This is a genomic window from Brevibacillus sp. HB1.1 (assembly GCF_013332445.1).
GTDB lineage: Bacteria > Bacillota > Bacilli > Brevibacillales > Brevibacillaceae > Brevibacillus > Brevibacillus porteri.
Window position 1 is genome coordinate 511,970 of record NZ_JABMIV010000003.1, and the last position, 12,891, is coordinate 524,860.

At 48.4% G+C, this 12,891-nt stretch carries 14 protein-coding genes and 2 other annotated features; of the genes, 8 read left to right on the plus strand and 6 right to left on the minus strand.

Annotated features, from left to right (window positions below; translation table 11 throughout):
• Positions 1-54 precede the first annotated feature (54 nt).
• Together HPY27_RS12315 and HPY27_RS12320 are read left to right on the plus strand one after the other, a co-directional pair.
• Positions 55-1,422: an MFS transporter gene (locus tag HPY27_RS12315; protein WP_174225107.1), complete on the plus strand. Its 1,368-nt coding sequence runs from the start codon at positions 55-57 to the stop codon at positions 1,420-1,422.
• A gap of 81 nt (positions 1,423-1,503) precedes the next feature.
• Positions 1,504-1,772: a binding site (T-box leader), on the plus strand.
• A 41-nt stretch (positions 1,773-1,813) separates the two neighbouring features.
• Positions 1,814-2,048: a binding site (T-box leader), on the plus strand.
• Positions 2,049-2,108: 60 nt separating this feature from the next.
• Entirely contained in the window at positions 2,109-3,653 is a 1,545-nt protein-coding gene (locus HPY27_RS12320) for a 2-isopropylmalate synthase (protein WP_017250133.1), read from the plus strand.
• A 588-nt stretch (positions 3,654-4,241) separates the two neighbouring features.
• Here the strand turns inward: HPY27_RS12320 and HPY27_RS12325 are convergent.
• Positions 4,242-5,012, minus strand: coding sequence for a sulfite exporter TauE/SafE family protein (locus HPY27_RS12325; RefSeq protein WP_017250134.1), 771 nt, complete (start codon positions 5,010-5,012; stop codon positions 4,242-4,244).
• Positions 5,013-5,203: 191 nt separating this feature from the next.
• On the opposite strand from HPY27_RS12325, the gene HPY27_RS12330 reads away from it, so the two are divergent.
• From HPY27_RS12330 to HPY27_RS12345, 4 genes are all read left to right on the plus strand, one after another.
• The gene (locus tag HPY27_RS12330) at positions 5,204-5,812 is read left to right on the plus strand and encodes a superoxide dismutase (RefSeq protein ID WP_012684750.1); all 609 of its coding nucleotides are present in this window, start codon (positions 5,204-5,206) and stop codon (positions 5,810-5,812) included.
• A gap of 173 nt (positions 5,813-5,985) precedes the next feature.
• Positions 5,986-6,780, plus strand: a complete 795-nt coding sequence (locus HPY27_RS12335) for a dioxygenase family protein (RefSeq protein ID WP_106836519.1) — start codon at positions 5,986-5,988, stop codon at positions 6,778-6,780.
• A complete protein-coding gene (sigJ, locus tag HPY27_RS12340) occupies positions 6,780-7,670 on the plus strand; it encodes an RNA polymerase sigma factor SigJ (protein ID WP_174225108.1) in 891 nt (296 codons plus the stop codon). Before HPY27_RS12335 ends, sigJ begins: the two co-directional genes overlap by 1 nt.
• Positions 7,671-7,742: 72 nt before the next feature.
• On the plus strand, positions 7,743-8,189 hold the full coding sequence (locus tag HPY27_RS12345; protein ID WP_174225136.1) for a carboxymuconolactone decarboxylase family protein: 447 nt from the start codon (positions 7,743-7,745) through the stop codon (positions 8,187-8,189).
• Positions 8,190-8,246: 57 nt separating this feature from the next.
• Here the strand turns inward: HPY27_RS12345 and HPY27_RS12350 are convergent, their stop codons facing one another.
• Positions 8,247-8,792, minus strand: coding sequence for a pyridoxamine 5'-phosphate oxidase family protein (locus tag HPY27_RS12350; RefSeq protein WP_017250138.1), 546 nt, complete (start codon positions 8,790-8,792; stop codon positions 8,247-8,249).
• 142 nt (positions 8,793-8,934) lie between these two features.
• Positions 8,935-9,924, minus strand: a complete 990-nt coding sequence (locus HPY27_RS12355; RefSeq protein WP_017250139.1) for a metal-dependent hydrolase — start codon at positions 9,922-9,924, stop codon at positions 8,935-8,937.
• A gap of 159 nt (positions 9,925-10,083) precedes the next feature.
• On the opposite strand from HPY27_RS12355, the gene HPY27_RS12360 reads away from it, so the two are divergent.
• Both HPY27_RS12360 and mutY read left to right on the plus strand, forming a co-directional pair.
• Positions 10,084-10,374, plus strand: coding sequence for an MFS transporter (locus HPY27_RS12360; RefSeq protein ID WP_017250140.1), 291 nt, complete (start codon positions 10,084-10,086; stop codon positions 10,372-10,374).
• 21 nt (positions 10,375-10,395) lie between these two features.
• Positions 10,396-11,502, plus strand: a complete 1,107-nt coding sequence (mutY, locus tag HPY27_RS12365; RefSeq protein WP_173622785.1) for an A/G-specific adenine glycosylase — start codon at positions 10,396-10,398, stop codon at positions 11,500-11,502.
• 37 nt (positions 11,503-11,539) lie between these two features.
• On the opposite strand, the gene HPY27_RS12370 is transcribed toward mutY, so the two are convergent.
• The 3 genes from HPY27_RS12370 to HPY27_RS12380 all read right to left on the minus strand — a co-directional run bounded on the left by HPY27_RS12370 (position 11,540) and on the right by HPY27_RS12380 (position 12,889).
• Positions 11,540-12,316 carry a Cof-type HAD-IIB family hydrolase gene (locus tag HPY27_RS12370; protein WP_174225109.1) on the minus strand — a complete coding sequence of 259 codons (777 nt, stop codon included), beginning with the start codon at positions 12,314-12,316 and terminating at the stop codon, positions 11,540-11,542.
• 119 nt (positions 12,317-12,435) lie between these two features.
• On the minus strand, positions 12,436-12,594 hold the full coding sequence (locus HPY27_RS12375; protein WP_007729792.1) for a hypothetical protein: 159 nt from the start codon (positions 12,592-12,594) through the stop codon (positions 12,436-12,438).
• 142 nt (positions 12,595-12,736) lie between these two features.
• Complete coding sequence (locus HPY27_RS12380) at positions 12,737-12,889, minus strand: hypothetical protein (protein ID WP_017250143.1); 153 nt, start codon at positions 12,887-12,889, stop codon at positions 12,737-12,739.
• Between the last annotated feature and the right edge of the window lie 2 nt (positions 12,890-12,891).

The following is a 12,891-nucleotide window of genomic DNA, read 5'->3' on the forward strand; positions in this document are numbered from 1 at the left end:
AAACAATCACCTTCCCGGGAAGAAATCGGTGATAACGAGAGGTGTCTTTCCAATATGCAAAGCGAACCACAACAACAATCTGCTGAAAAAGTACTTCGCGTACTCGTGTTTACCCTCATGATTACAGTGATGAGTGCTACGATGTTCAATATCGTGTTACCGCAAATCAGGACAGAATTTCATTTATCTTTTAGCCAAGTAAGCTGGGTGACGTCTGCCTTTTTGTTAATCTATGCGGTTGGAACCGTGATGTACGGAAAGCTAGCCGATTCCTACAAGCTCAAACATTTGCTTACATTCGGATTAATTCTGTTTGCTATCGGCTCCCTTATCGGATTTTTCGCTCATAATTATGGCATGGTGCTTTTCGGGAGAATTGTGCAGGCAGCAGGAGCTGCGGTTGTTCCGGCGACGTCTTCCATTATTCCGGTGCGCTATTTTCCCCCGGAGAGTAGGGGGCGAGCTCTAGGGATCTCAATGACCGGGATGGCAATCGGTAGCGCATTAGGTCCCGTTCTTTCCTCTTTGCTGGTCAGTCTGCTCGATTGGAGATGGCTGTTCTGCATGCCGTTGTTCACGCTTTTTGCCGTGCCTTTTTTCTGTAAGTATTTGGAGGAGGAGGAGCAGCAAGCCGTCAAAATGGATTGGATCGGCGGTGGGCTTCTCGCAATCACGATTGCGTTGCTTCTGTTGGCTATTACGAATCAGAGCTTGCTGCTCGCACTGGGGTGCATCCTCTCATTCGTTCTGTTCTTGGTAAGAATTCGGACGACCGCAGAACCTTTTGTTCGCCCTGGCTTATTCCGGAGCAAACGCTATTCACTCGGGCTGTTCATTGCCTTTTTGATGATAGGGAGTGGCTATTCGTTCGCTTTCCTTAGTCCACAGTTGTTGGCCAATGTGAATCACCTGGCAACAGGACTCATCGGCTTTGTCATGGTACCGGGAGCAATTGTGACCGCGTTCTTGGGGAAAAAGGCCGGGATTCTTGCAGATAAGAAAGGGAATTCGTATTTATTTTACACAGCGTCTGGGTTGCTTTTGAGCAGCTTTGTGCTCTTCTCTTCCTTTGCGGGAGTATCTCCGTTTCTCATTGCCGTTTTTCTGATTTTTGGCAATGTCGGACTATCGTTTATGATGATTTCGATGTCAAACGCAATCTCGCAGACTCTACCAAAGGAACAGATCGGCGTCGGTATGGGACTGTTGGCAATGCTGAACTTTATTGCAGGTGCACTTGCAGCTACCTTGTTCGGCAAATCGATTGATGGAGGAGCTGCTGTGAGCTGGAATCTGCTCAATAGCTATCCTGGAGCGTCCGTCTATAGCAATATTTACTCCGCTTTAGTACTCGTGATACTGGGTCTCGCCTTCCTTTATTACAGACAGTTCGGCCGCAGCTCGGTGAGAGAACTCCATTGATTGGGTTAATAAAAATATTTTTATCGCTAGACTCCATTGACAACCAGATATAAACCGAATAAAATTTCAAACAATAATAACAATAACGCGAAGAACGGGAACAGTAAGTGGTCTGATCTGTTTAGAGAGCTGCGGGATGGTGCAACGCAGTCAGAGAAGCCAGTGAAGCTCGCCCGGGAGCGGCAGGACTGAACAAGATGTAGCGCTGCATCGAGCAGTAAGTTCTGACGGTTAACCTCCGTGATTGGGTTGTGCTGATCGACTAGGATCAGTACATGAGGTGGACTTCTGGCGAGTAGCTGGGGTCAACGAGAGTGGTACCGCGATAGACAAGGTCTGTCGTCTCTTCGATAGAGACGGCAGGCCTTTTTGATTTTCACAACGACATAGAGCAAACGCGAAGAACGGGAGCTAGTAAAGCGAATTTCTTGTCCAGAGAGCTGCGGGTAGGTGCGACGCAGTCAGGAAATGCTCGAATCTCACCCGGGAGCGGCAAGGTTGAACATAGACAGTAGACCTTGACGGATCGTCCCACGTCATCGGGATAGCGAGGTGGATTCTCTTTTGAAAAAAGAGGGGATCAACGAGAGTGGTACCGCGGCAGCCAAAAGCCTGTCGTCTCTTGTATATGGAGACGTCGGGCTTTTTTTATTGAGAAAATAACGAAAAATGAGGAGGCAATACCCATGGCAAAAAGAATTCATATTTTCGATACGACACTGCGTGACGGAGAGCAAGCACCAGGAGCGTCTCTTTCTCCGGAGCAAAAAATCGTGATAGCGAAGCATTTGGCAGACCTCGGCGTGGATGTCATTGAACCGGGCTTCCCGATCTCCAGTCCTGGTGACTTCATGGCGGTGCAACGTATTTCGCAAGAGGTGCACGGCGTGGAGATCTGTGGCTTTGCTCGTGCGGTGAAAGAGGACATCGATGCAGCCGTTCGAGCTACACAAGCGGCAGAGCGTCGCAGACTCCACATGTTCCTGTCATCCTCCAGCATTCATCTGGACTTCCAACTGCGTAAGTCGAGAGAGCAGGTGATTAAAATCGCCCGCGAGATGATTGCGTACGGCAAACAGTTTGTAGACCGGATCGAATTTTCACCGATGGATGCGACCCGTACTGGAGATGAGTTCCTGTTTGAGATGATCGAGGCAGCGATCGAAGAAGGAGCAACCATTATCAACATCCCCGATACGGTCGGATATGCGCTACCGGAAGAGTACGGAGCCATGTTCACTCGTGTCATGAAAAATGTCCGTGGCAGCGACAAGGTAGAGTTCAGTGCACACTGCCACAATGACCTGGGACTCGCGGTTGCAAACAGTTTGGCTGCAATTCGTGCTGGGGTCACCCAAGTCGAAGTAACGGTCAACGGGGTCGGTGAGCGAGCAGGGAACTGCTCCTTGGAAGAACTGGTAATGGCAATTGAGACGCGCAAAGAAGCACTGGATGCTGAGACTGGCATCAGACCAGAGCACATTTACACCACTTCACAAAAGGTGAGCCGTGCCATGAGCTTCCCGATTGCTTTCAACAAACCAATTGTCGGTCGCAATGCCTTTCAGCACGAAGCGGGAATTCATCAGGACGGCCTCTTGAAAGAGCGCAGCACATACGAAATCATGGACCCGGAGAGCTTGGGCGTACCTCGTAACATGATCATTCTCGGAAAGCACTCCGGTCGTCATGCCATCAAGCACCGTGTAAACGAATTCGGGATACAGATGACCGACGAACAGATGGAGACACTGTACGTCCAATTTAAAGAGCTGGCTGACAAGCAAAAAGTTGTTCAGGATCATCAGTTGCTTGAGCTGGTAGGACATACCGTGAACGCGGTACTGGAGCCGTTCACACTGGTCAATGCGCAAGTGCTCACCGGCACATCCGGAAGTCGTATGGCTTCCTGCACCATTACGAACAATGTGACAGGAGAAGAACAAGCATACTCGGGCACCGGAGAAGGACCTGTCGAGGCATTGGTGGCAGGCATCAAGCAGGCACTGCCGTTCGACGTAGAGTTTACGGACATGGAGCTGTATTCGTTGTCGTCGGGAGAACATGCGACAGGCGAAGCGATCGTGACGGTCAGCGCTAACGGAAGTCATTTTAAAGGAGTTGCCGAGCATCGAGATGTACTGATGGCGGTCGCGCAGGCGTTTATGGCGGCGAGCAATCAGGCGGTGCGTGATCATCAGGCCAAAGTTGTTGCAGCCGGGGCTAACTAAGAGCCAAACTAAGAGCCAAACTAAGAGCCAAACATAAAAAGTCAGCCTGTAGATGGTTACAGGCTGACTCATCACGTGCTTATGGCTGTAGTGGGGAGAAGAATATTTCCAGTCTAGGCTCCAGGCTCCGTCCTGCTGGGGGATAAGACTGCCCGCTCCGAAGGGATTCGCGGGGAAACGCAAAAGTGGTAGCCACTTCGTAGCGCGGGCACGTTGCGTTTCTTTTGCCCGCGAATCCCTTCTCCGCTCGGTAGGACTCCACAAGTCGCTACGTCTGGAAATATTCTTCTCTGTCGTTGCTGAAGATTTAAAGTCTTCTAAAACCCGTTTAAGCATGGAAAGCTCGTAGAGGAAACAGGAGAAATAAGCGAAGATCTTAGGGACACCGACCGAGACGGAATGGAAAAAGCGAAACACGCTCTCAAGCGTCCACCTCTGAAAAACTTCCTGAATGGACTACTTTGGACGCGGTTTCGCTTTTTGCATGGAGTCGGGCAGTCAATCCCACAGCGGGTCGCCTTAGAAGCTGAGCGTTTTCTCCTGTTTCCTCCCCACCACTACAGTAACGTGCAAGAAGGTCTTTTTATATCAACCAGTAAAAATCAACTCATACACCATCTTCACAATTAAGGTAATGGATACGACCAAGAACAATGGACGAACATAACGTACCCCCGTTTTGATGGCCATTTTGGCACCAAGGTTAGCGCCCAACAGCATCGCGATCCCCATGATAAGACCAGTCATGAAGACAACCTTGCCCTCCATTGTGAAGACAAAAAGCGCTGAAATGTTACTGGCCAGATTCAAAATTCGGCCATTGCCGGCCGCAATCACAAAATCATAGCCAAACAAAAGCACCATTAGAAAAACAAAGAACGAACCGGTTCCAGGCCCGAAAAATCCATCGTAAAATCCGATTAAAAAGGTAAAAGGAATCCCGATGCCTAGCGTAAATTTGGTCAGCCCTTTGTAGTTGGAATCTTGACCGAAACGTTTGTTGAAAAGGGTGTAAACGAAAATGAGTGCCATCATGATAACGACAAGGATCTTCAAAAACTCCTGGGGAACGAACAGAACTGTTTTCGCTCCGAAATAGGCGCCGATCAGGGAGACGGGAAATAAGATCAGCATGAGCTTCTTGTCAAATTTACCGTTCTTGATAAAGGTGTAAGAACTGGTGGCTGATGAAATCGTACCAGCCAATTTGTTCGTGCCAAGAGCAAGGTACGGTGGCATTCCTAGACCGAGCAGAGCGGGGAGGGAGATGAGTCCGCCTCCACCAACAGTACTGTCGATGAATGCTGCAATGAATCCAAAGACAGCGAGAAGTACGATCGTTGATAAGTCCATTTCCACTAAATATCACCTGATTCTCTTCGTTTGTAATAATCCAAGTCTAGCACGCTCGGTTTTGTTTTCAAGATAGAAATCTTTGAAATAATAAATAGATTAATATACTTTGCATACCGATTTGTTGAAAAACTGTTTGGCTTACAGTATAATGAAGGCGTAAGCTTGACCTACATAATTTGAGGAGGAATGTTACAATGGCACATCAACTTCCTGCATTGCCTTATGCACACAACGCTTTGGAACCACATATCGACGCTCAAACCATGGAGATCCATCACGGACGTCACCATGCTACTTATGTTAACAACCTGAATGCAGCTCTGGAAGCACACGCTGACCTGCAAGGTAAAAGCATTGAAGAGCTGATCAGCAATCTGGATGCTCTGCCTGAGTCCATCCGCACTGCTGTTCGCAACAACGGTGGAGGCCATGCTAACCACACACTGTTCTGGGAAATCATGAGCCCGAATGGCGGCGGCGCACCAACTGGTGAACTGGCTGACGCAATCAACGCGGCTTTCGGAAGCTTTGACAACTTCAAAGCAGAATTCGCAAAAGCAGCTACTACTCGTTTCGGTTCCGGATGGGCTTGGCTGACTGCAGAAGGCGGAAAAGTAGCAATTAGCTCTACTCCTAACCAAGACAGCCCAATCATGGAAGGTAAAACACCTATCCTTGGTCTGGACGTTTGGGAGCATGCTTACTACCTGAACTACCAAAACAAACGCCCTGATTACATCGGCGCGTTCTGGAATGTTGTAAACTGGGATGAAGTTAGCAAGCGTTTCGCAGCAGCGAAGTAATTGTAACTTTACCTGTCATAAGGCTTGTCGTTCTTTAAGAGCGGCAAGCCTTTTTTTGTTCAGAGAAAAGAAACGGCATCAATTTAGGATACACTTGTAACCGTAGTGATTATGAGATATAATACTTACTAAAAGTAACTAAGTTTAAAAAGTATAGAGGAGAGTGTACGCAAATGATGCCGTCTTTTTTCATTGCACATGGTGCCCCGTTACTTGCCATAGAAAACAATGCCTATACAGAAGCACTGAACCAATTGCCTAGCCTGCTCCCACGCAAGCCGCGAGCAATCGTCATGTTTTCGGCTCACTGGGAAGCTTTTGAGCAAACGGTGGGAACGATGGATATCTTCCCGACTATTCACGATTTTGGCGGATTCCCGCAGGAGTTGTATGAGATTGAGTATCCAGCAAAAGGAGAGCGAGAAATAGCGGAGGAAACAGTCCGCCTTCTTCAGGAAGCGGGCGTACCAGTTGCTCTCAACACGACACGCGGACTTGATCATGGACATTGGGTCATTCTGCGCCATATGTATCCGGATGCAGATATTCCTGTTGTTGCCTTATCGGTTAATCCGAACCTGACCGTGACAGAGCAATATCAGATCGGCAAAGCACTCAGTCCGCTCCGCGAAAAAGACGTTCTGATCCTCGGCAGTGGCGGAACCGTCCATAATTTTTCCTATATGAACCTGAGAGAGTCCGATAGTGCTACCTTTGAGTGGGCGGAGCAGTTCGAAGACTGGCTGCAAACAACATTGACTGACTGGAATGTCGAGGATCTCGCCAACTACCGTGAGCTTGCTCCACATGCCGAAAAAGCTGTTCCCGCGTATGGAACCGAGCATTTTGTTCCGCTTGTGTACGTCATGGGAGCTGCAGACGATGAACGTACAGCGAAGCGCCTGCATATGAGCATCCGTTATGGAAGTCTCAGTCACACCATTTGGCAGTTTGGTGATACGAAATAATGACAGTGCACATGGGGGATGTTTATCGGGAGTATAAATCATTACTGTTTTCCCTTGCGTACCGGATGACTGGCTCGGTAACGGAGGCGGAGGACATTGTACAGGATACGTTTCTTGCGCTGGCAGGTACCGACATCCAAGACATTCACCATGTAAAAAGCTATCTGTGCAAAGCGGTGACCAATCGTTGTCTGGACTTATTAAAATCAGCCCGTTGGAAGCGGGAGCAGTATGTAGGGGAATGGCTGCCGGAGCCGATGCTGGACGCTTCGGAAACCAATGATCCCTTGCAAACAGTGATTGCCGAAGAAACAGTCTCGTATGGCTTGCTTGTTCTCTTAGAGAATCTACCGTCGACGCTACGTGCCGTTTTTGTGCTCCGAACGGCACTCGACTACGAATACAGCGAAATTGCAGCGATGCTCGAAATGACCGAAGTAAACTGTCGTAAGAAGTTTAGCCTTGCGAGAAAAAAGCTGGCTGAAGCAGGATATCAGGCGATCGTCCCTCAGTCGAATCGGACTTCGAGCTTGGTAGAACAGCTGATGCAGGCCATCTCCCAATCAGATGCGAAGTCGTTGATCGGACTTTTGACAAAAGATGCTGTGTTTGTCAGCGATGGTGGAGGGAAAGTCCGTGCGGCTATTCATCCCATCTTTTCAGACGAGCGGATTACTGCCTTCTGGATGGGTGTATGGCCGAGGTGGGCTTCTCATGCTACGATGCAGATTCGCTCGATCAATGGTCAAGATGGGATTGCCGTCTACTCCGAAGGTCAGCTGAAAATGATCATCCAGATCACAATGAATGAAGAAGAAGATCGCATTGCACGCTTGTACATGATGGTCAATCCAGATAAGCTTGCCCATTTGCAAAAAGAAAATGGATGATTCGTCACAAGAAGGACGCTTCACTCGTCTTTGAGATTGAAAGCAAATTCGAGTGGAGAGGAAAGATGAATGATGCAAGCTAGATTCAATCATCGTGCAGCAAATCCTGAGGCGTTACAAACCATGCTCAAGCTGGAAAATTTCGTGAATGAGAGCGGCTTGGACAAAAAACTGATTGAGCTGATCAAAATTCGTGCTTCCCAAATCAACGGCTGCGCTTTTTGCATGGATAAGCATACACAGGATGCACGCAAACTCGGTGAAACAGAGCAACGCATTTATTTACTCAGCCTATGGAGAGAATCTGCGGTTTACACAGAGGCAGAGCGGGCCGTCCTTGCTCTGACAGAAGCTGTCACTGTCATTACGGCTAACGGCGTTTCGGAAGAGCTCTATCAGCAGGTCCGCGAGCATTTTGACGAGAATCAGTACGTTGCCTTGATTATGGCGATCAATACGATCAACAGCTGGAACCGAATCGCGATTTCGACAGGAATGAGTGCTCCGTATAATAAGTAAAGATCAGTCAAGAAAAAGACACGCTCTTAGGAAAAGGGAGCGTGTCTTTTTTCGTTGCTATACATCCATCTCGACTTTTCTGCCTGGATAGAACTGTTTCTCTTCGGAAAGTGGATTACCTTTGGCGGTCAGCACGGTAGGCGTAATCCGGAAGATGGCGGTCGTACTGCCCATCGAAGAACGATACTTGAGGACATGCTGCAAAGGCAACGCTTCTGAATAGTAGCCGGGTACGTACTTGTCGATCATGGATTGCATCGCATCGCGCATCTCCTCAGGTTCAGAAACACGCTCAATTGTCCCAGCGATAAATACACTCATGTAAGCCGTATCGATATGGGCAGGCACAGGTGAGGCGATTGTGCCGTACTCCTCGCAAACACTGAAACATACACGGTTGTTGCCATTCATCATCTCGATTTTTCTGCCAGAATCTGCGCCGTGAAAATAAATACAGCCATTCCACCATGCAAAATTCAAAGGGAGGATGTACGGCTCGATTTCATTGGACAAGCCGAGATGGCCGACCTTAGCCACTTGCAAAAACTGGTCAATTTGCTCCTGATCAGTAATGGTACGCTTGGAATAACGAATTGGTATCATGTCGAGTCCCCCAGTCTGTCGTTGTTATTTTGATCGTAATGGGTATTTGACTAGGAGAACAGGTGCAATTTTGGTAAAAATGAACGGGTCAGATGACAAAAAAATAACCGCCCTCTACTGGCAGGGGCGGCAGTCTCGTCGATTACGAGCGTTTTGAATCCAATTTTTTGGTAAGCTGTTCTTCTCCGTGGTGGATCCAACCGACGAAGGAATCGCGGATGGTCAGATCAAAATTGAGGTAGACCACGGCGACGAACATGTAGTGACTTTTCCCTTGAAAACGGGAGCGGTAGCGCAGATCAATCCATTTGACCTCATAGCCAAAGGAGCGCTCCTTTGTTTCTACATGCACATGATGGGTAAAAGCGAGGAAGGACTGGACTTTGTAGCTTTTCTTGGCTGCCGCAATCCGCTCATTTTCCGGTTTGATGGAGAAGGTGTCCAGGATGACGACGTCGCCTGAAATGACTTCACCTACATACCAATGCTGGTCTGTCTTGGCGACGAAGGTCCAATACGTCCAGGAAAGCGTAGGGATGATGGTGAAGGTACCAGCTTTGCCGATTCGCTGACGAACCAACTCGGTCGTTCGTCTTTGCGCCTGACAACGCCAGTAATAGTATCCGGCAATGATCACGTATATCCATAAAAAGACGTGTCCTGGATGCGCACCTGCTGCCCATAGCATAAAGCCGACGAGATGAGCAGCGAAAATGAACGGATCGAAAATGAAAATGGCGTTGAGAGCCACCCATTTGTCGCGAAACGGGTACAGGCCCTTTGTGCCATAGGAATTGAACAAGTCAACGAAGACGTGTAAACAGACGGCTAGGAATATCCAGCCGAGCAAATGCAGCCAATGGGGCTGTGGCATCATGGCCTGGATGAGAACGAAAATGGCTCCCGTCCAGAGAAATAAAGCCGGAACCGAGTGAGAAACACCTCGGTGGTTGCGAATGTAGGCAGCGGTACCACGAAGGCGGACTAAGCCATCCAAATCAGGTGCCTGCGAGCCAATGACCGTACCGATCATGACGGCCACTGCAAGTGACGGAGTAGAAGCTACGACAGGATCAAGATAGGCGAGCCCGGCCAATCCAAAGCCCATGGCAAAATGTGTGGCTGTATCCATGGAATCGTTGTCTTCCTCCCTTCCTTCCACTTTTATTGTTTATTATAGCGTTTGCCTAAGCTTAATTCCCGCCCGTTCTGAAAATATTTGTGTGCTTGTTCGCACCGGGTGGGAAGGGTATGATGAAAGCGTTGAATCGTTAAAGGAGGAACATGTCGCATGCTAACGGTTTTCATTGAATACAAGTTGGATACTGAAAAACGGAGTCACGCTCTGCGATTGCTCTCCTCGATGTCTGAGCGAATGGAAGCGATGGGTGCACGTCAGTATCGCTCAATGGAGGGCTTGGATCAGCCCGGTCTGTTTGTTGAAACGTTTGAGGTCGAGACTGTTCACGTATACGAAGAAATCAAGGCAAACCGTTTGGCAGACCAAGACTTTTGCGACTGTATTTCCGGCGGAGCTGCGAAACTGCATGTGTGGGCGTTTCGTCCCGCGGAACTGGGATGAAAAGGAGTAGAATAAACGCAAATGGCAAGAAAAAAAGAAAGCTTGAAATATACCCTTCCTGAACAATTTCATGTGTTTGGCTTTGCCCAAGATTTGCTGGCCTGGTACGACTCACAAAAGCGGGATTTGCCTTGGCGGATCAACAAAGACCCATATCGAATCTGGGTATCGGAGATCATGCTTCAGCAAACACGCGTAGAGACCGTTAAACCTTATTATGCGAATTTCATGGAGAAATTTCCGACGGTGAGTGATTTAGCGAAAGCGCCCGAGGATGATGTCTTAAAAGCGTGGGAAGGGCTCGGTTATTATTCCCGCGCGCGCAATCTTCAAGCCGCAGCCCGCGAGGTAACGGTTCGCTATGGAGGAGTTGTGCCGGATACACCAGAAGAGATCGCTACACTAAAAGGTGTCGGTCCGTATACAGCAGGTGCCATTCTTAGCATTGCCTATGAAAAGGCGGAGCCGGCTGTGGATGGAAATGTTATGCGTGTCTTTTCACGTCTGCTGTATTTAACGGACGACATCGCCAAGCCTGCCACGAGAATCAAAATCGAGCATCTCGTACGCCAGGTCATTCCAGCGGGGAGAGCTGGTGATTTCAATCAGGCTTTAATGGAGCTGGGAGCGATGGTCTGTGTGCCGCGCACTCCGCAATGCTTGACCTGTCCGGTGTTTGACTACTGTATGGCCCGTCAGGAGGGAGTGGCAGAAGAGCTGCCGGTCAAAGGCAAAGCCAAACCTCCACGTCCTGTTGACCTGCAAGTAGGCATTATCATTCGCGACGGCAAAGTATTGATGAACAAGCGTCCCGATCAGGGGCTTCTCGCCGGCATGTGGGAATTCCCTACTGTTGAAACCGAACAGGAAAATGATGCTGCCAAGCAGGAGGCACTTGCAGTTGGTTTGCGTGAACGATTCGGAATTGATGTAGAAGTCATGCAGCCACTCGGTACGGTTCAGCACGTCTTCTCCCATTTGCAGTGGAACATGCAAGTATGGTCCTGTGACTGGATCGAAGGGGAAGAGCTCCCCGCTCATGCAAGATACGCAGCTTGGGAGGAATTAGATGCTTACACCATCCCGATGGCGCATCAAAAAATTCGCGAGCTGTTGGGACAAAAATAACGATTAGGCAAAGCTGTCGAGCATTTCTCGGCAGCTTTTATTTCATCAGACCGATGTGACGCAAGCCGTGAGATATCCCGCCATCATCGACGTGCCGTGTTACGTAATTGGCATGCGGCAACAAAGCTTCATGCGCATTGCCCATCGCGATTCCCATCCCGACATAAGACAGCATTTCTTTGTCATTCAGACCGTCTCCAAAAGCAACCGCCTTACTTGGCGCAAGCCCGATATGCGAGAGGAGGGCTTCAATACCGAGGGCTTTTGAACCGCCTTTCGCAAAAACATCCATACAATACTCATGCCAGCGTATAAACGAGAGAGCCGGAATCGCTTCTCTGTACTGTTGTTCGTGCGCTTCTGGTGTAAACAACAGCGCCTGATAAATATTTTCAGAATGGGCGAAGTTTGCATTGTGATCAGGGGAATCAAGCTTCAATTGCTGAAAGGTCCAATCCAAATAAGGATGCTGCTTATGAGTAGAAAAGCCCGCCGTACTGCCTTGAAACACGATGGGATGGTCGTGCTGGTCTGCGATCTGCTGCAATTGATCGAGTGTTGTGGTCGGGATGGGGCGATCATAAATGGTTTTTCCTTGATAGACGACATATGCGCCATTGCAACTGATATACGAATCGATGCCGCACTGCTGGGCAAGCTCGTCAAAATAATAATGAGCTCTGCCTGTTGCTAAGACGACCTCGATCTTGTTTCTTTGTAGCTCTTGAATCGCTTCGAGTGTATCCGGTGGTATGATTTTCTCTTCATTGACGAGTGTTCCATCAATGTCTATAAAGACGATTTGATACTCCATGATTTCACTCCCCACTTTTCTCTTTTGAATCCATTATAAAGCTTCGAGAGAGGGGAAGAGCAGTGGAAAATAAAAAGATCATGCCCCCGCAGACATGATCTTTGTAAAACCGTTTCTTTTTATCGAATCAAAAACTCTGGAAATTGTGTGACGATCTGATGCTTTTGTTCTTCGATGCGTTTCAGCGCTTGCTGTTGCATGTATTTTGCTTCAATTTGCTTCGGTGTCAATTTCCGTTTCTCAATTATGATTGTGAAGAAAATCATTGGAATGTACATGAGTGTATCCCTCCCATCCCGTTAGTTTGGTGCAGTCAGCTACCATCTATCGCTTTGACTCCCGTAAACCTCATCATCTGACGCCGTTGTTTGTTTTTCATACTAAAATCCCTCCTGTAGTCAAGTAATCGTGTTTCGTCCATTAAATACGGCTCACAAATTGTGCTGCTTGAAAAGCATGTTCTTCGGCGCGTTCTTCGAGATAACGACAGCGAGCAGATTCTGCGAAAAGTGTCTCCGCTTGTTCCTTATTGCGTTCAATCTTGACTGTGAAAAGCAAAAAGTTCAGTACCATTA

What these genes read in the sequence shown, in the direction of transcription:
- HPY27_RS12350 (WP_017250138.1), bottom strand. Translation starts at nt 8,792, where the DNA reads ATGATACCAATTCGTTATTCCAAGCGTACCATTACTGATCAGGAGCAA.
- HPY27_RS12360 (WP_017250140.1), top strand. Translation starts at nt 10,084, where the DNA reads ATGCTAACGGTTTTCATTGAATACAAGTTGGATACTGAAAAACGGAGT.
- HPY27_RS12315 (WP_174225107.1), top strand. Translation starts at nt 55, where the DNA reads ATGCAAAGCGAACCACAACAACAATCTGCTGAAAAAGTACTTCGCGTA.
- HPY27_RS12330 (WP_012684750.1), top strand. Translation starts at nt 5,204, where the DNA reads ATGGCACATCAACTTCCTGCATTGCCTTATGCACACAACGCTTTGGAA.
- sigJ (WP_174225108.1), top strand. Translation starts at nt 6,780, where the DNA reads ATGACAGTGCACATGGGGGATGTTTATCGGGAGTATAAATCATTACTG.
- mutY (WP_173622785.1), top strand. Translation starts at nt 10,396, where the DNA reads ATGGCAAGAAAAAAAGAAAGCTTGAAATATACCCTTCCTGAACAATTT.
- HPY27_RS12345 (WP_174225136.1), top strand. Translation starts at nt 7,743, where the DNA reads ATGCAAGCTAGATTCAATCATCGTGCAGCAAATCCTGAGGCGTTACAA.
- HPY27_RS12355 (WP_017250139.1), bottom strand. Translation starts at nt 9,924, where the DNA reads ATGGATACAGCCACACATTTTGCCATGGGCTTTGGATTGGCCGGGCTC.
- HPY27_RS12375 (WP_007729792.1), bottom strand. Translation starts at nt 12,594, where the DNA reads ATGTACATTCCAATGATTTTCTTCACAATCATAATTGAGAAACGGAAA.
- HPY27_RS12380 (WP_017250143.1), bottom strand. Translation starts at nt 12,889, where the DNA reads ATGGTACTGAACTTTTTGCTTTTCACAGTCAAGATTGAACGCAATAAG.
- HPY27_RS12370 (WP_174225109.1), bottom strand. Translation starts at nt 12,316, where the DNA reads ATGGAGTATCAAATCGTCTTTATAGACATTGATGGAACACTCGTCAAT.
- HPY27_RS12335 (WP_106836519.1), top strand. Translation starts at nt 5,986, where the DNA reads ATGATGCCGTCTTTTTTCATTGCACATGGTGCCCCGTTACTTGCCATA.
- HPY27_RS12320 (WP_017250133.1), top strand. Translation starts at nt 2,109, where the DNA reads ATGGCAAAAAGAATTCATATTTTCGATACGACACTGCGTGACGGAGAG.